Source organism: Mucilaginibacter rigui, assembly GCF_014773275.1.
Lineage (GTDB): Bacteria > Bacteroidota > Bacteroidia > Sphingobacteriales > Sphingobacteriaceae > Mucilaginibacter > Mucilaginibacter rigui_A.
In genome coordinates this window covers 593,921-611,944 of sequence record NZ_JACWMW010000003.1, presented here as the reverse complement: position 1 = coordinate 611,944, position 18,024 = coordinate 593,921, and the positions used below count along the sequence as shown (strand labels likewise).

16 protein-coding genes are annotated in these 18,024 nt (G+C 42.2%); 5 read left to right on the top strand and 11 right to left on the bottom strand.

Annotated features, from left to right (window positions below):
• Nucleotides 1-50: 50 nt before the first annotated feature.
• Both IDJ75_RS16150 and fabF read right to left on the bottom strand, forming a co-directional pair.
• Nucleotides 51-632 (bottom strand): Crp/Fnr family transcriptional regulator, encoded by a 582-nt coding sequence (locus tag IDJ75_RS16150; protein ID WP_191176648.1) that lies wholly within the window; start codon nt 630-632, stop codon nt 51-53.
• Nucleotides 633-666: 34 nt separating this feature from the next.
• Nucleotides 667-1,905, bottom strand: coding sequence for a beta-ketoacyl-ACP synthase II (fabF, locus tag IDJ75_RS16145; RefSeq protein WP_191176647.1), 1,239 nt, complete (start codon nt 1,903-1,905; stop codon nt 667-669).
• A gap of 170 nt (nt 1,906-2,075) precedes the next feature.
• On the opposite strand from fabF, the gene IDJ75_RS16140 reads away from it, so the two are divergent.
• Together IDJ75_RS16140 and IDJ75_RS16135 are read left to right on the top strand one after the other, a co-directional pair.
• Entirely contained in the window at nt 2,076-2,342 is a 267-nt protein-coding gene (locus IDJ75_RS16140) for a hypothetical protein (protein WP_191176646.1), read from the top strand.
• 38 nt (nt 2,343-2,380) lie between these two features.
• Entirely contained in the window at nt 2,381-3,178 is a 798-nt protein-coding gene (locus IDJ75_RS16135) for an NIPSNAP family protein (protein WP_191176645.1), read from the top strand.
• Here IDJ75_RS16135 and IDJ75_RS16130 read toward each other — a convergent pair.
• The 5 genes from IDJ75_RS16130 to IDJ75_RS16110 form a co-directional block, all read right to left on the bottom strand.
• Complete coding sequence (locus tag IDJ75_RS16130) at nt 3,163-3,366, bottom strand: DUF2188 domain-containing protein (protein ID WP_191176644.1); 204 nt, start codon at nt 3,364-3,366, stop codon at nt 3,163-3,165. The two genes, IDJ75_RS16135 and IDJ75_RS16130, sit on opposite strands and share 16 nt — an antisense overlap.
• On the bottom strand, nt 3,366-4,055 hold the full coding sequence (locus IDJ75_RS16125) for a GNAT family N-acetyltransferase (protein ID WP_191176643.1): 690 nt from the start codon (nt 4,053-4,055) through the stop codon (nt 3,366-3,368). The genes IDJ75_RS16130 and IDJ75_RS16125 overlap by 1 nt, the downstream gene beginning before the upstream one ends.
• 135 nt (nt 4,056-4,190) lie before the next feature.
• Nucleotides 4,191-5,912, bottom strand: a complete 1,722-nt coding sequence (locus tag IDJ75_RS16120; protein WP_191176642.1) for a CocE/NonD family hydrolase — start codon at nt 5,910-5,912, stop codon at nt 4,191-4,193.
• Between the two features lie 23 nt (nt 5,913-5,935).
• On the bottom strand, nt 5,936-6,631 hold the full coding sequence (locus tag IDJ75_RS16115; RefSeq protein WP_224746641.1) for a LytR/AlgR family response regulator transcription factor: 696 nt from the start codon (nt 6,629-6,631) through the stop codon (nt 5,936-5,938).
• Nucleotides 6,628-7,689, bottom strand: coding sequence for a sensor histidine kinase (locus IDJ75_RS16110; RefSeq protein WP_191176641.1), 1,062 nt, complete (start codon nt 7,687-7,689; stop codon nt 6,628-6,630). Before IDJ75_RS16110 ends, IDJ75_RS16115 begins: the two co-directional genes overlap by 4 nt.
• A gap of 260 nt (nt 7,690-7,949) precedes the next feature.
• Between IDJ75_RS16110 and IDJ75_RS16105 the strand changes: the two genes are divergently transcribed.
• On the top strand, nt 7,950-8,873 hold the full coding sequence (locus IDJ75_RS16105) for a heme-binding protein (RefSeq protein WP_224746640.1): 924 nt from the start codon (nt 7,950-7,952) through the stop codon (nt 8,871-8,873).
• Between the two features lie 163 nt (nt 8,874-9,036).
• Here IDJ75_RS16105 and IDJ75_RS16100 read toward each other — a convergent pair whose 3' ends face one another.
• Nucleotides 9,037-9,486 (bottom strand): GNAT family N-acetyltransferase, encoded by a 450-nt coding sequence (locus tag IDJ75_RS16100; RefSeq protein ID WP_191176640.1) that lies wholly within the window; start codon nt 9,484-9,486, stop codon nt 9,037-9,039.
• A gap of 203 nt (nt 9,487-9,689) precedes the next feature.
• On the opposite strand from IDJ75_RS16100, the gene IDJ75_RS16095 reads away from it, so the two are divergent.
• On the top strand, nt 9,690-12,320 hold the full coding sequence (locus tag IDJ75_RS16095) for a glycoside hydrolase family 2 protein (RefSeq protein WP_191176639.1): 2,631 nt from the start codon (nt 9,690-9,692) through the stop codon (nt 12,318-12,320).
• A gap of 21 nt (nt 12,321-12,341) precedes the next feature.
• Nucleotides 12,342-13,115: a sterol desaturase family protein gene (locus IDJ75_RS16090; protein ID WP_191176638.1), complete on the top strand. Its 774-nt coding sequence runs from the start codon at nt 12,342-12,344 to the stop codon at nt 13,113-13,115.
• A 1-nt stretch (nt 13,116) separates the two neighbouring features.
• Here IDJ75_RS16090 and IDJ75_RS16085 read toward each other — a convergent pair whose 3' ends face one another.
• From IDJ75_RS16085 to IDJ75_RS16075, 3 genes are all read right to left on the bottom strand, one after another.
• On the bottom strand, nt 13,117-14,142 hold the full coding sequence (locus tag IDJ75_RS16085; protein ID WP_191176637.1) for a LacI family DNA-binding transcriptional regulator: 1,026 nt from the start codon (nt 14,140-14,142) through the stop codon (nt 13,117-13,119).
• A 102-nt stretch (nt 14,143-14,244) separates the two neighbouring features.
• Nucleotides 14,245-15,477: an L-fucose:H+ symporter permease gene (fucP, locus tag IDJ75_RS16080; RefSeq protein ID WP_191176636.1), complete on the bottom strand. Its 1,233-nt coding sequence runs from the start codon at nt 15,475-15,477 to the stop codon at nt 14,245-14,247.
• A 105-nt stretch (nt 15,478-15,582) separates the two neighbouring features.
• Nucleotides 15,583-17,958 (bottom strand): GH92 family glycosyl hydrolase, encoded by a 2,376-nt coding sequence (locus tag IDJ75_RS16075; RefSeq protein ID WP_317173789.1) that lies wholly within the window; start codon nt 17,956-17,958, stop codon nt 15,583-15,585.
• Nucleotides 17,959-18,024: the final 66 nt, after the last annotated feature.

Genomic DNA, 18,024 nt, shown 5'->3' with positions numbered 1-18,024 from the left:
AGAGGAGGGTGCAATTACTTGATTGTGTGATTATTGTATTGCAGGGCGTATTATTTAACGATCTGCGTATTCAACATCTTACTTAAAAACTCGGGGGTAACACCAATATAAGATGCCACCTGTTTTTGCGGAAGGGTTTTAATAAGGGACGGGTAAAGCTGGCAAAAGTTTGCGTAACGCTCCATAGCAGCGAAGATAGCGTTATCTATTTGCCTATGCTGATAAGTAGCAATCGCATTTTGCCCCAGTATGCGGTTAAATCGCTCAAATTTGGGCACTTTAAGGTTCAGTTCTTCAAAATCGGTTTTATGGAAGAACAGGTATTCGGTATCTTCAATGGCATCAATATTTAAGCGGGCGGGTTCGCCGGTTATATAACTGCGCATATCCACTATCCACCAGCCTGATGGGGCAAACTGCAGAACGTGTTCGGTACCATTTTTATCAACGGCATAGCTGCGCAGGCAACCTGATGTAACAAAGACTACTTTTGAGCTGATATCGCCTTCTTCTAATACAAATTGCTTACGCTTAGCCTTTTTATAATGCAGCAGAGAAATAAGGTATTCCTCCTCGGCTTTATCAAGCGTAACGTGTGTGGCAATACTGCTGAGCAAAAGGCTGTGATCCATCGGTATAAATATATTAAAAAGGTGCTACAAGCGCTTACACCTTTTTAAATAGCGCTATACCATTGTGGCCGCCAAAACCAAAGGTATTGCTTAAAGCCACATTAACTTTTTTATTGATGGCCTCTTTAATAACAATGTGTAAGCCCGCTGGCACTTCCGGATCAATAGTATGTGTATTGATGGTTGGCGGGATAATACCATCGGTAATAGCTTTTACCGCAATGATAGATTCGATTGCGCCGGCAGCACCTAACAGGTGACCTGTCATAGATTTGGTAGCGCTTACCGAAAAGTCTTTATTACCGCCAAACACTGCGTTTATAGCCCTGGCCTCGCTCAGGTCGCCTACTGATGTTGAGGTGGCATGGGCATTCACGTAGTTTACATCTTCAGCATTCAGGCCGCCATCATGCAGGGCAAACTTCATTCCCTGTATAGCGCCCTTACCTTCGGGATGAGTGGCAGTGATGTGGTAAGCATCAGACGTCATGGCGGCGCCTGCTACTTCGGCATAAATTTTTGCGCCACGGGCAACGGCATGTTCGTATTCTTCAAATACCAGTATCCCGGCCCCCTCGCCCATTAAAAAGCCGTCGCGTTCCACATCAAAGGGGCGTGAGGCAGTTTCAGGCGAATCATTACGGGTTGACAATGCTTTTAAGGCGTTATAACCACCTATTGAGGCTTCGCTGATAGGCGCATCGGCACCGCCTGTTATAATAATTTTGGCTTTACCCCAGCGGATGTAATTCAGCGCATCCATAATGGCGGTATTTGCTGAAGCACAAGCAGAGACGGCAGAGAAGTTAATGCCCATAAAACCATATTTGATAGAGATAAGGCCCGCTGCCATATTGATCAGCGTTTTAGGGATAAAGAAAGGGTTAAAATGCGGATTAAAGTCGTTAGCGGCAAATTCCCTCACCTGTTGTTCAAAAGTTTCAAAGCCACCCTGTGCCGAGCCTAATATTACGCCCACATCAAACGGCGACATTTTATCCAGTTCAAAGCCCGAATCGTCAATGGCTTGCTTTGCAGCAACTAAAGCGTACTGGCTATACAGGTCGCTGCGTTTAATTTCATTACGGTCAAGATGCTCGGCCATTACAAAATCTTTTATCTCGGCGGCAAAATGGGTTTTGAAGTTTCCGGCGTTAAAACGTGTAATGTTGGCCGCGTTACTGCGCCCGTTTACAATGTTGGTCCAAAAACTTTTCATATCGTTCCCGGCCGGCGATACTACACCCAGGCCCGTAATAACAACTCTTTTCATGCTTAATTAACTGCTAAAAACCGGCCAAAGTTTTAATACCCGCGCCTGTGCAATTGTGGGCGCAAATGTAAGCAAGTATGCCATTAAAAAAGCAACACAATGGTAAACTTTTGTATGGTTTTACGGCTATAATTGTAAAAATGGTAAATTGCGCCGTTTAATAATATAGTATGCAAGAGTTACAAGAGCCGTTTGATGTACTGGTGAATGGAGTGGTTTATTCCGTTTTTCCGGAAGAAGATAATATTTATACCATATTTAAGGCCGGTACCGAGTTTGGCAAAATAGAAAAAGACACCGAAAACCTTTGGATAAAGCTAAACCCTGAAACCGAAATGCCGCTGTTTGATAACGACCCCGAAGTTAACGCCATAGGCCAGGCTATAACCAATTATGTGCCCGAAGAAGATAGTGACGATGACGAAGATTTTGAGTAGGATAATATACCTATATTAGGCCTACCAATTTTTAAATAATGAAAAGACGCTCGTTCGTAAAAGGATCATTAATAAGTGGCGCAGCAGCCGCTATTACACCCGCAGCAGCTATGGCAAAACCCGAATTTAACAGACCACCGTACCGCGAACATTACGAATTAAGAGTATATACCTTTAAAAGCGTGGAGCAGCAAAAAACCACCGAGGATTTTTACCGGGATGTTTTTGTGCCGAAAGTAAGAAAAGAGCTTCATGAGCCAGTGGGGGTTTTTACAGAGCTGAACCCGGCAGGGCAAACAAAACTATATATATTAATACCTTATAATGTTTATGAGCGTTACGCGGGCTTAAACTACGCCCTGGAAAACGATAAGGAATACTGGGCCAAAGGTGCCGCTTTCCTGAACGCTCCTGCAAACAACCCCGCATTTGAGCGCATGGATACTTCTTTAATGCAGGCTTTTATGCACATGCGCATTAAACAGATCCCGCCGCGCGAGCAACGCATTTTTGAGTTGCGCCAATATAAAAGCGCAAGCGAGGCTGCCGGTAAAAAGAAAATAGAAATGTTTAACGATAAAGGAGAGATTGATATTTTTAAACGGCTGGGCTTTAAACCGGTATTTTTTGGCGAAACCATTTTTGGCAACGACAGGCCAAACCTAACTTACATGGTTACATTTAAGGATATGGAAGATAAGGCTGCCCACTGGAAAGCTTTTGTTGACGACCCCGAATGGAAAAGGATCAGTGCCGTACCTGAATATGCCGACGCCCTGCTTGTATCAAAAATAACATCAACCATGCTGGTACCAACAGACTACTCGGGCATCTGATCGGCTTTATTTTCGTCGTTGTGGTTTTTGTACCATTCCTTCGCGTTTTTTACGCCGATGGCAATGGCCGCGCCTTCTTCCATATGTTTATCTGTTAAAAGCGCATTGGCAATTTCTACCGCTTTATCTCGGATAGGTTTTGGCAGGTTTTTATATGATGGAGGGTAATCTCCGTTTCTCCAGGGCATTACGCATCTTTTATGATATTACAAACATAACCAAAAATTGGTTTGCGGGTTCTAAAACCTACACGCTCATAAACCCTTATGGCCTGATCATTATCTGCCAGTACATGCAAAAACGGGATACCATTAGCCTTAATAACCCTTTTTATCTGCTCGTTCAGGAGCATACCTGCATAACCTTTCCCTAAATGACCGGGATGGGTACAAACAGCGCTTATTTCTATATACGGCAATGGCTGCATACGCTGCCCCAACATAGATACCAGCTTGCCATCTTCAAAAATACCAGTATAATTTCCAAACTCAATGGTACGTTCTAAAAACGGCCCCGGTTTGGTAAGTTGCGTAAGCTCCAGCATTTGCGGTATGTGGCTTTCGTCAAGGTCTGTTATTTGTTTCGTGGTTGACTTTACCGGTATTGGTCCTTCATATACCATTTGAAGCATATCAAACGCCCTTGCCACCTCCCAATTTGTTGGGATATTTAGTTTTACCGGGGTAAAAATTACAACTGGATTTATATGGTCGCACAGGGCGGTTATTGCCTTAAAGTCATCTTCACTGTTACTCTTCATCCCGGCAAAGGGTGCTACATCCCGCCGAAAGATGCTTATTTGCCCATCTCCTATTGCGAGTTTTTTGTTACCGGTTTTAAGTGCGTTGTAAATGGGGTTATCAAGGATGTGTGTCATTTATATATAGTACTCTGTACGGGCAAACTTAATGGATAGCTACAAATAAATTATCATTTATGTGTAAACTGGTTACCTACCCGGCATACACACGCAGCGTTTATTTCATAACAACAACGCGTGTGTATAAATTAACTATTCTGATACCGGCACTTTTATAAAACTACTGTTAAGCCATTTAATTTTAAGCGGTACTTTGGCATCGCTGATGGTTTCGTCGCTTACATCCTTGCCCGTGCCATAATTGATTTGGGCAAAAGGGTTTTTATCAATATTTAACACTACCATTAACCTGCTGCCTTTGCTTAGCTGGCGGCTTATCATCCTTGTCTGCTCAAATGGAATAGTTTCTACCTGGCCGGGGTGCAGTAATTTCCGCACACTCATATCTTTTGCATAGCTGGCCCGGCCTAAAAAATACGAAAGCTGAAAATACCGGCCATCCGGCATTACTTCAAAAAGTGAAACACCTATATCCATATCTTTTTTATTGATAATGGCTTTTAGTTCGCCAGTAAAAAAACCGTTTACGGCTATTGCTTTTTCAAAAGGTTTTGTGATAAAAAACAGCCCGTTTTCGCGGTTCACATCCCGTATAATAGGGTCGGGATAATAATCGTTATTGGCGTTTTTTCTGTCGGCAAGGTCAACTTCCTGGGTAAGAGTTGCGGGTTTAACAGGTTTCACTGCTGATAGCATATAATTTGCCAGTTCCTTTTTATTGGTTAGGTATAAGGTTAAGGTTTTATCTGCCATTTTCTCAAGCGAGGGTACATGCCTCCATTGGTTGGCGCCCATCACTTCAAAATTTATTTTATCTTTTAAGATAGCTGGTTTAGCCGCCCCCTTCATTATATAATCAAACCATTGAAATGTTATCTCGGGTGTATTGATCAACGCTACCGAATCAACCTTATACTCTCTCAGAACAGGTACCCCACCCTTCTGCGCCCCAAAATGATCGTATGGGCCAATAATTAAATAGTGATTGGCTTTAGGGTTATACCTGTAATGCTCTTTAACATAATGCATGGCCGATATTTGGCCGTCATCATAATAGCCTGTAATACTCAAAACCGGGATGTTTATTTTGGCAAAATCCTGTTTATAAGGCACCATTGCCTGCCAGTAGGTATCGTACGACGGATGCTTTAACCAGCGCTGAAGCCATGGGTTTGGCGTACCGTCAATACTATCAATTTTACGATAGGCCGCCCCGCTTTCGTACCAGCGGTTACGTAACCTGCGCCAGCGTGCCCTATCATTATTAACCTCATCATCAGTGTATTTGTTATTAGTAATATAAAACGCCCACTGGTAGTTCGCATTCAGAAAAACATTGTTTTCCATAGGCAGGCCTTGCCCGGGTATGGCCGCTACATAAGGTACAATCGTTTTTAAGGCCGGGTTCATGTACTTGGTAGCCGCCCACTGTGCATAACCCGAGTAACTGCCGCCATACATGCCCACCTTGCCATTGCTCCATGGTTGCTGAACTATCCAGTCAATAACGGCATTCACATCTCTGGCTTCATGTTCGTAGGGTTCAATATTATCAGGGCTTAAACGTTTACCGCGTGTATCGGCAACTATACCAACATACCCATGATCGGCTGCGTATTTAGCTTCTTTAAGGCTGCGCTTCAGGTTAGCGTATATAAAAAACATTAAAGCGGCAGGCTGCCTGTTGTTAAGCTTTTTGTTACGCACTACAACTGCCGATAAGGTTGCCCCATCTTTAGTTTTAATAAACACACTATCCTGTATAATATACCGGCTGGTATCTGCCTGTTGGGCCAGGCAAAAGTTGGTTGAAATAAGGCATAGCAAAGCCATGCAGAAGTTTTTCCTGTTCATGAATTCTAATAAATTATTTGGTTTTAAACGCGGCCCATGTTTTTAATTTTTACCGACCGTCTTGCCGAGGCTTCGTATTCGCCGCCTGTTTTTAGTGTTAATTTTACCTGTCCGTTTTGCATGGCGCTTATTTTATCAACAAAATCAATATTGATTATCTGCGCCCGGTTTATTCTTAAAAAAGTATCTCCGTTCAATTTTTTCTCTAACTCATTCAGTGAGCTTTTCAGAAAAACGTTCTTATCCTTAAAATACAGGCGCGCGTAGTTATCCATCGATTCTATTAAATACACATCACGCCATGCTATAAAATGGTACTGATGCCTGTCCTTTACAAAGATCTGTTCATCCTTATGGGTAGCTAATTTTGCCCTGGCCTGTGTTATAGCTTTTTCAAATCGTTCATCGCGTACGGGTTTCATCAGGTAATCAAGCGCACTCACCTCAAAGGCCTTTACGGCATAATGGTCAAACGCGGTGATGAATATTACCTGCGGCACTTTCTCAAGCGATTCCAGAAGATCAAAGCCTGTTTTACCGGGCATTTGAATATCAAGGAATATCAGATCGGGTTGCAGAGTTTGTATCATCGCTTTAGCTTCATCTGCATTACGGGCCTCGCCTGCTATTTCAAAATCGCGGTAGTTTTCCAACAACCTTTTCAGTTCATCCCGGGCTGCCCGCTCATCATCTATAATAACAACTCTTATCTTTATCATGATAGCGGGATCAATATAGTGGCTAAAACCATTCCGTTGGGTTGTTGTGCAATTACAACCTTTGCATTGCCCTGATATTGTAGCTGAAGGCGCTCCTGTAAATTCTTCAGGCCGATGCCTGTAGTTAAACGTTCATCATTTAAAGTACCGGGGTTTTCAACGTTTATTTTCACAAAACCTTCTTTTGCTGTGATATTAATATAGATAGTCCCTCCATCCGGTTGCTGCGCTATACCGTGTTTGATGGCATTTTCCACCAGGGTTTGTATACTAAACTGTGGAATATTTATGCCTGATAAATTGTATTCGACATTGATTTGTTGCTGCAAGCGATCTTCAATACGCATCCTTTCCAATTCCAGGTAATCGTTTACCAAGTCCATTTCGCTTTTTATGGTGGATAGCTGCCCGTTCTTTTGGTAAAGGGCATTCCTGAGCAAGTCTGATAACAGATCAATAGCCCGCCTTGCCGACTTTGGGTTGTCAATAACCAGCGCTTTAATATTATTTAACGAGTTAAACAGGAAGTGTGGGTTTAGCTGCGCCGATAAATTATTGAGCTGCGCATCCCTGCTGATGATGGCTAACCGGGCATTCTCTTTGTTTATCCGTATTTCGCGCTGCGCATATTGATACATGTGATAAGCCAGTAACCATATCGACATTAGCCTGATACCTGCAATAAATACGCTGCTGCCATTAATGCCCGCAAAAACAGAAAAAGGCTGTTCAAACCCAGGTACAAATAGTTTTCGTAACAGGTATATTTTTACAATTGTAACTAATGTATAGGCAACGCCCATTATAACTACAGTCGGGATTAGCCTTTTTACGGTTTGGTTAAGATTTAAATTTTGCCAATTATGCCGTAACGAAAAGTTGCGGTACAGGTGGGTAAGTAAAATATAAAGGGTAACATCAGTACTAAACTGCAGGATGCCGAACCACCAGTTGAAGCCCCCGCCAATAAAACCTGTATAGCCCCAGTAAAGCGCAGCAAGCGACCAGCCGATGAGCTGGCATTTCCAATAAAGGGACAAGTGTGGCTTGTTATTCAAGGTTTTAATTGTTTGATATGCCCAAAGCAACGCAATTGATCATAAAATTAAAAGATAAAGTACATGAACGTGCCATAAAGGGGATAAATGACGTTAAACCCGGGTTGCACCTATTAAACCGCCGGCGGTGAGGTAAAATCCTTGATCATAGGCCACAATCAACCAATGCCTTTTTATAACCTTAAAAAAAGCTAAAAACAGCTTTATATATCCACTCCGTTACCTGTAAATTAGGGCTGTAATACCTAAACCTTATCGCAATGACAACAGACAATTCAAAAACCCTGCCCGTAGGCTTCGTCCGCTTAGGTGGATCGCAGGAAGAGATTGCCCAGAAACTTGGCCCCCTTGCCGGCCTTACAGGCACCTGGGACGGCGACCAGGGCTGGAACATGATAGCCGTACCATCAAATAATAAAGGCATAAAAGGCTTTAAACTGCTGGTACAAAATTACTCTGAAACCATAACCTTTACGCCCATTAGCGCACCCGTACCAAACCGCGGCGGCGATAACATACAGTTTATTACCGGGCTGATGTATGACCTTGTTGTAAAAGATAAAGCCACCGGCGGTGTATTACACCTTGAAAACGGCATGTGGCTATATATGAAAGATGTGCAGGTACAACCCGATAAAGGCCAGGATCCTTTTAAAGCCAGTATACCGCAGCACTTTTTTACCATAGCAAGGCAGGCAAGCATCCCGCACGGCGATGTTGTTGTTGCATTGGGCGATGCTGTAGAATCTACTGGTGCGCCTGTTATACCACCATTGGAAGGCCAACCTATTGATTTTGGGGAACCACCTTTACGGGGTTATCTGGATCAATACACTTTTACCGGTTTCCCGCGTACCGAATTTTTTGCAAGGGACGTAAACATGGCTTTACGCAGGGCAATTGAAGGCCAAGACATTGGCAATGTAACTACTATTAAACTTGATACACAAGTTACAGGCGGCGCTATCATTAACATACCGTTTGTACAAAAAACGGTAGACCCTACCCGTTTCCAGGCTACTTATTGGATAGAAGACGTTACACTTGCAGATGGCGTAACTAAATTTAAACAACTGCAATACTCTCAACAGGCAGATCTTAACTTTATGCCTAAATTTCCACCGATGAAAGAGGGAGAAATTATGTGGCCGCACATTAATGTAAATACTTTAAAGAAACAATAATCGTATTAAACTGGCAAGGGGTTTGTTAATTAACAGCCCCTTGTTGTTTTTAGATATCTGGTTTCAGGCTGATCGATACTCAGCTTCTTACGATCCATGGTAAATTAAGTCCTTGACCTATCAGCGCAAACAGCACTACCATCCATTTTATAAATACATAGGCCTAAGGTTTTATTACCATCTCGATGTGTTCAATACCGTCCTCATCGTAAACATCGCCTTCGGGTACAAAACCCAATGATGCATAAAACTCCTGAGCGTAGGTTTGCGCCCCTATCCTTATGTCAACCGGGCCGAATATCTCCCGGCAATTTTGGATAGCAAGTTCCATCACTTTCCTTCCAAAACCCTTCCCTCTAAAAGCAGGTGAAGTGATCACCCTGCCGATTGATACTTCAGGGTAAGATAAACCCGCAGGCACTAACCTGCAATACCCCGCCAGTTCAGCATCTGCAAATACAAGCAAATGATAGCTTTGCTGATCTTTATTATCCTGGTCAAGAAATACACAGTTTTGCTCTACTACAAAAACCTCGCTGCGTAGCCGTAACAGATCATAAAGTTCATTTACATTAAGTTGCTGAAAAGTTTTAACCAGTTGTGTTGTATTCATTGCTGATGTGTAATTGCACAAATATAAATTTATTTGCTTGCCAGCCTACCAGCATTATTTTCAAGTATTTCAGTTTTGTTATGTATGTGCATTCTTAGGAATTAATATTATTTATTAAAAATTATCAAAATGATAAATCGATTTAGCAAAGTTTTAGTATCATTGTCAAAATTATAACAATACTAAATTTTACATCCTGATCCATGAAGAAAAATCTACTTCTTGCAGTAATGTTTTTAATTTCTGTACAGCAAATAGCCGTAGCACAAACTGTAAGTTTAAAATGGAAGTTATTCCCACAAAATGATACGGTGTATACTGCCGAAAAAATATCAGTGGCAGGCTTCAATACAAAAACATGGATAGATGCAGTAGTACCCGGTACGGTGTTCCACTCCTACGTGGTTTCCGGTAAAGAAGAAAATCCTGATTATGCAGATAATATATACAAAGTAGATAAAGCAAAATATAACAAACCATATTGGTACCGTACCGAGTTTTCTACCAAAGGCTTTGCTGCCGGCAAACGCATATGGCTAAATTTTAATGGTGTAAACAAATTGGCCGAACTATATTTAAATAGCCGCCATATTGGTACTATAAAAGGCCTTATGCAGCGCGGCAAGTATGATATTACTGATATCGTGAGCAATACCAAGCCAAATGCTTTAGCGATACTTATTGTACCACCAAATGCAAGTTATGCTTTAGCTAACCGACAGGCACCAACTTATCTGAGCAGCGGCAGTTGGGATTGGATGCCCGCCGTGCCGGGTTTAAACAGTGGCCTTACAGATACAGTTAGTATTATCGCTACCGGCCCTGTATTGGTTGAAGACCCATGGATACACGCCATGTTGACAAACAAACAACAGGCGGATCTTACAGTGAATGTAAAGTTAACAAACGCATCATCAAAGCCGGTAACCGGTAAGGTTAAGCTAACCATAAACCCGGGGAATATTACCGTTGTTGCTTCGGAAATTACTTTGAACGCCAATAGCAGCCAAACGGTTAATTACGATAAAAAGGATTTCGCCCAGCTCAGCATAAAAAACCCGAACCTATGGTGGCCAAATGGGTATGGCAAACAAAGTTTATATACCTGCGCGGTAAGTTTTGAGGCTAACGGGCAAGCATCTTCGGATCAAATCACCAAAAGCTTCGGGATCAGAAAAGTATCCGCAGATACCACTGCGCTTAACGGCCCTATGCGGGTTTACATCAATGATGTGCCTGTTTTATTAAAAGGCGGCAACTGGGGCATGAGCGATTATATGTTAAAGGTTAGAGGAAAAGATTATGATACCCGCATCCGCTTTCACCAGGATATGAACTTTAACATGATCAGGAACTGGACGGGCGAAGTTACCGACGAGGCATTTTACAATTATTGCGACAAATATGGCATTATGGTTTGGGATGATTTTTGGCTCAACAACTTTGGCCCTATAGATAGCCTTGGCATATTTAAAGATAACGCTATAGAAAAGGTAAAAAAACTACGCAATCATCCATCTATTGTAATATGGTGCGGCGCTAATGAAGGTGTACCCGGCGGTGACCCGAAAGGCCCCTTAAGTAACGCTATAATGGCGGCTATTAAAGATTATGATGGCGAAGATCGCTTATACATCCCACGCTCAAACGCGGGCACTACCAACCCTAATTTTTCTATCCATGGTGGTAGCCGCAATTTGTCGGGCAGTGGTATTTGGGGCAACGTTGACCCTAAAACATACTTTACTGATCCGCATAACGGCTACCTATTCTCAAAAGACTCGTATGGTATGCGCAGTGAACTTGGGTCGGCAGCATTTGTAAATATCGAAAGTTTCAAAAAATTTATGCCGAAAGACTATTGGGTTGCCCCTACCTCAAAATCGGTCGATAGTAAAACCAACATGTGGGCAAAACACTACTTCAGTACCGATGGCGAACTGGGTGGTGGCTCGCAGCCGGCTAAATATATCAACTCGGTAAATGATAGTTATGGCCCGGCTATCTCTTTAGAGGATTTCTGCAAAAAGGCGCAGTTACTAAATGTAGAAACTACCAAAGCCATGTTCGAGGCCTGGAACGATCATATTTGGAAAGATGCATCGGGATTACTGATGTGGATGAGCCAGTCGGCATATCCTACTATGATATGGCAAACGTATGATTACTATTACGACCTTACAGGTGCCTATTTTGGCGCTAAATCTGCATGTGAACCTGTTCATATCCAATGGAACGCCGCTACAAATTCAGTTAAGATTATCAACAACAAGCCATATGATATAAAAGGGCTTATTGCCAAAGCTGAGGTGTACAACTTGAGCGGCAAGTTAGTCCCTGATTATACCCAAACCCGTAAAATTGATGTAAGCGCTGCATCTGCCACCGAAGCTTTTGTTGCCTTTACCTGTGCTGGTAAGCTGCCGCCATTAAGTGATGTTCACTTTTTAAAACTAAAACTTTATGATGCCAAAGGGCAAATGGTATCTGAAAACTTTTACTGGATAGGCAATACCTATTTAAATTATACAGCTTTAAATAAAATACCGGCAGTACGCTCACAGCTATATGTAAGTAAACCGCGCATCACGGTGGCAAAAAATGGCATAAATAAATTGCTTACTTACACCATTGTAAACAATTCGAAAAGCGCCCCGGCGTTTGGCATAAGGGCGCAATTGTTAAACAGCCAGTGTGGGCAAATATTGCCGGCGTTGTATAGCGATGGCTATTTTTCTTTAATGCAAGGCGAAACAAAAACTCTTAAGGTTGAGGTTGATCCAAAACTGCTTGGCAAAAATTATAGCTTAAATATTAAACCTTACAATAATTAAAATGTATAATTACCATAAGGTATGCAAAACATATCAGAGCTTATCATCAGGATATTTAGCATCTCGGCGGTCAGATATTTTGTAATAGCCGGGTTGCCCTTCCTGCTTTTCTACAAAGTATTTTCCGGGTATTTTGGCAAATCGAAAATACAGGGCAGGCAGGCCGACAGGAAAGATTTTATTAGAGAGATAGTATACTCTATGCAAACAACAGCTGTGTTTAGTGTTATTGCCATGCTCGTATTGTTCACTCCGTTAAAACAGCATACGCTTATTTACAACAATTTAAGTGATTACCCTATCTGGTGGGTACCGGTAAGCCTGATACTAAGCCTTATTATACACGATACTTATTTTTACTGGATGCATCGTTTACTGCATCATAAAAGGCTATTCAGGCTTACGCACCTGGTGCATCACAAATCGGTAAACCCATCGCCATGGGCTTCATATTCGTTCCATTTTTTTGAAGCGTGGACAGAAGGCGGCGTACTGATATTGCTGGCCTTTATATTACCCATGCACCAGCTTACCATTATCCTGTTCACCATTTCGGGCTTTATTATAAATGTTTACGGGCATTTAGGATATGAAATTGCACCGCGCCGGTTAAGAAACTCCATTTGGTTTGAGGTATTCAACACTTCTACCTATCACAACATGCACCACAGCAAATTTAAAGGCAATTACGGCCTATACTTCAGGGTGTGGGACAGGCTAATGAAAACCGAACATCCCGATTATGTTAAAGAATATGACGCCATACAACAAAAACGCTTTGACACTACAAATTAACTTACCGTTTTAAAGCTTGCTGTGACGAATTACGCATATTTAATGTTGTAGATAACGTTATTTTTTGTGTTGTTTGATTGGAGTTGGATTCCAGTTTTTTCAGCAACAACGATATAATATTATCGGCAATGGCTTCAATGGGCTGGGCTATAGCGGTAACAGATGGTGAATGTAATTCAAATACATCATAATCATCAAAAGATACAATGGCAATATCATCAGGCACTTTCACGCCCAACTGGTTTATTACTTTTAAACCGCATGTACCAATATGGTCGGTACCAAATAATATGGCATCAATACCCGGGTTCTTTTTAAGGTAAGCGCTTAAAGGTTCTTTAATAAGCTCCTCGTTACGGTTAAAATCAATCTCTTTTATGTAGGGTTTTAGCTTATCCTCTTTCAGTGCATTTTTATAACCATTCATACGGTCAAGCATTTGTGTTTGCTCAGAAGAAAAGGTTATGAAAGCAATTTTGCTATACCCTTGTTCAATTAAGTGCCTTGTAGCATTGTACGTACTAAACTGGTTATCTACAATTACATAATCGGTATCAACATTGGGCAGGTAACGGTCGAACATGACCACGGGTAGTCCGCTTTTTATTAAATCGCGTACATCTTCTTCTATATCTTTTGGCGGCGCCATTATGTAGCCATCTACGTGCCTGTCCTGGAACATGCCTATCAGTTCCTGGGTTTTTGCTGTATCGTTATCGGTGCTGCAGTAAATAATACGATAACCTTTTTCATAGGCCCTGTCTTCAATTAAGCGGGCTATATTGGCAAAAAACGGGTTAGAAATATCCTCAACCATTAACCCAATAATATTTGATTTACCGGTGCGTAAACTCTTGGCCAGCGAATTTGGCTTATAACCAACCTCTTTAACAAGTTTTAAAACTTTCTGAACCAACTCCTCGCTGATTCTTTTTTCTTGCGCCCTGCCATTTAATATGAATGACACAGTGGTTTTAGAAATATTTAATAAGTTGGCAATATCAACAATGGATATTTTTTTATTCATACTAAACCGATTTACAATATAAAATGCAATGTAAATTTAATTTTTATGTTTTTAAAATAGATGATACTATTATTGTGATTAACAATATCTGTAATACAGCCCTTACGCAAGCTTTTTTACACGCTTATAGCTATAGGCAAAGGCAAATATAACGGCGTAACAAACAATAGGCAGTAAATAAGAGGTAGCTACATTTTTATTGGCTATTAAACCCATTAATGGAGGGAACAACGCACCGCCCACAACCCCCATCACAATAAATGACGATGCCTGCTGGGTGTGCTTGCCCAGATCTTTTAACCCTAAACTGAATATGGTAGGGAACATGATGCTGAAGAAAAAATTGATCATGATAAGTGCCCCGAATGATACCCATCCAAATGCCTGCGATACAATAATGCACATTACAATATTACACGCTGCAAATATGGCCAGCAGCTTATTAGGAGCTATGTACCGCATCAGGAAGGTGCCGGTAAAGCGCCCTATCATCATCATAAAAATACTAAAGGCAAAGTAATTGGCCGCGTGCGCGTCTGAGAGGTGCATCACCTCGTGCCCATAGTTAATAAAATAAGCCCATGTCCCCCCCTGCGCTGCTACATTAAAGAGTTGCGCTACTACCGCGAAAACAAAATGCTTATGCTGAAAAAGTTTCTTATCGGCATGTAATGTTTCTCCAACAACATATGCATCCGTTGCTACCACATGCGGATCAGTTAATGCGGGTACTTTTACAAATGAAAAGAGTACACCAACCCCGGTGATTACCAATCCGATTATAATGTACATGTGTTTTACTGATACCAGGTCGTTAGAGTGGCCGCCATCACTACGTAAGATAAAATAGCTGCCCAGTAAAGGGCCTATTATTCCGCCTACACCGTTAAAAGCCTGTGCAAAATTAATACGCTGATCGCTGGATCGTTGATCGCCAAGGGCTGCAACAAACGGGTGGGCAACAGCCTCAAGCGTAGCCAGCCCGCAAGCCAGCACAAACAAAGCTACCCTGAAGTACCCGAAGGATTCGGCATCAGATGCCGGGACAAAAAGGAAAGCACCACAAGCATATAAAAACAACCCCAGTTGTACCCCTCTTTTATATCCAAACCGTTTCATGAACAGGCCTGCCGGGATCCCCATCACCGCGTATGCGCCAAAAATAGAGAGCTGTACCAGGCCCGAACGTGATTTGGAAATATGTAAAACGTTTTGGAAATGTTTGTTCAGTATATCGCCCATCGTCATGGCTACGCCCCACAGCATAAACAGGGAAGTAACAAAAGCAATAACTAAAAAATACTTTCGCTCGGTGAATTTGGGCTTATTCTCCATTATGGAAGTTTAATTAATTGGCACACAATTATAACATAATATGCCCTTGCAAGCAATATGAAGCCCCTTTTTATTTTAACCTGAAGTAATCGTAAATAGTCTGTTTTACTTTGCCTTCGATAACGAGAACGGTTTATCCTGCGGCGCAAGTCCCCTTTTAAAGTTTGGCTTGTTCCCCATTTCAAATTTCAAGATACCACCGTTTGTTATGCTGTGATGGCTGAGCCAGTTATGTGTATAGGGCTTACCATTTAACGTTGCCGACTGTATATATACGTTCTGCTTGCTGTTGTTATTAGCCTGTATAATGAACTTTTTACCATTCTCCAGTGTCAGTGTCACCTTTTTAAACACAGGGCTGCCAATAGCGTATTGGTCTGTGCCCGGCGTAACGCTGTAGATACCCAAAGCGCTCAATACATACCATGAAGACATTTGCCCCTGGTCTTCGTCGCCGGGGTAACCATTTTGGGTAGAATTATAGATCTTTTCCATCACCTCACGAACATGCTGCTGGGTTTTCCAGGGCTGGCCCGCATAGTTATACAGGTATATCATGTGCTGGATAGGCTGATTGCCATGTGCATACTGCCCCATGTTTATCAGTTTCATCTCTGTCATTTCGTGTATCACCTGCCCATAACCGCCAACCTTTATGGTTGATGGCTGCGAGAAAACAGAATCAATTTTTGCCGTGAAATTTTTATTACCGCCCATCAGGTTTATCAAACCCTGGATATCATGAAAAACCGACCATTGCCAATGCCATGCGTTTCCTTCGGTATAAGGGCCGCCCCATTCCAATGGGTCAAATGGCTCAACCCATTTGCCATTTTCATCCTTAGCGCGCATAAAACGGGTGCCGGGGTCATACAAACTTTTGTAGTTGTACATATTTTTGCCAAAGGCAGTTTCGTACCCTTTATTACCTACAGCTTTGGCCAAACTATATCCACAGAAATCATCGTAAGCGTACTCTAAAGATTGTGCTGTTGCCCCTAATGTTTTTTGTGAATATGGTACATAGCCATTAGCATTATACTCTTTAGCATTACCACGGCCGTTTGCACCTCCCCATGGGCCTTTATTATTGGCCTCGTGGGCATAGGCTTTCAGCGCCTTTTGCGGATCGAACGTACGGATGCCTTTTACCCAGGCATCTGCCAGTAAAGAGATAGCATGGTTACCTAACATACCACCTGTTTCGGACGGGAAGGACCATGCGGGGAACCAGCCACATTGTTCCTGAGCGGCAAGCAGTGCCAGCATATATTGTCCCTCCATTTTGGGGTGCAGTATAGTATTTAGCGGAAATTGCGCCCTGAACGTATCCCAAAAACCATTATCAGTATACATATAGCCATCGTGGATCTTACCATCGTACGGACTGAAATAGTATGGTTTACCTTCTTTATTGATCTCAAAGAAACGGTGCGAAAACAAGTTTGCACGGTACAGGCATGAGTAAAACGTAGCCTTTTGCTCTTCGGTGCCGCCCTCAACCAAAACACGGTTAAATAATGTATTCCATATTTTTGTTGATGCTGCTTTGGTATCTTCAATTGATTTGAATTTGCCCAGCTCGGTTTGCAGGTTTAGGGTGGCTTGTTCCAGATTAATGTATGACGACGCAACCTTTGCCTGCACCACATCACCATCGGCAAACTGGATGTAAGCACCACGGCCATCACCTTCATCTGTTAAGTTACCTGCAGTTATTTTGCCTGTTTTATTCTCCCAGGTGCCGTAAGCCTTAAATGGCTTATCAAACACAATCTCGAAATAATTTTTAAAGTTTTGGGGTGCCCAGCGGCAGTTATTTACCCAGCCCGTAATTTTACGCGCTGTAGGATAAATCTTTACCTGGCTCATTTTGGTATAGCCATCCAAAACCAAATAGGCCGCGGCTTTGGGGAAGGTAAACCGCAAATGCGCGCCACGCTCGGTGGTTGTCATTTCGGTAGTGATATTGTTATCAAACCTAACCTTATAATAGTTTGGCTGCGCTACCTCATTCTTATGATCGAATTTAGAAGCGCGCTCATCATCCATCACCAGCAGTTTGCCGGTAACGGGCATCAACGAAAAAACTGCATAATCATTTACCCATGAGCTGCACTGGTGCGATTGCTGAAACCCCCTGATGGTATTTTCAAAGTACTGGTACTTCCATCCATCGCCGTTTTTGCCGGTTTGTGGTGTCCAGGTGTTCATGGCAAAGGGCACGCTGGTTGCCGGGTATGTGTTACCGTACGATAGCTCGAACTTGCTATTTGTACCCTGCAGGGTATTGGCGTAATGCACCAGATTTTGTTGCTGCGCTTTAACTGGGTTTAATAACACTACAGGTAGTATTGCAAGTAGTAATGCTTTTTTAAGGTTGATATTTGGGTATAACACGTTACGGAGTTTTGGATGATCTGAAGATGTTAAATATCGGGTATATTCTACCGTTTTAGCAATGGATCCTGAATACGACACTTCCGGATCTTGCCAACATAATCAACCCAATACTCATATATAATGATTTAGCAAAATCACTACAAA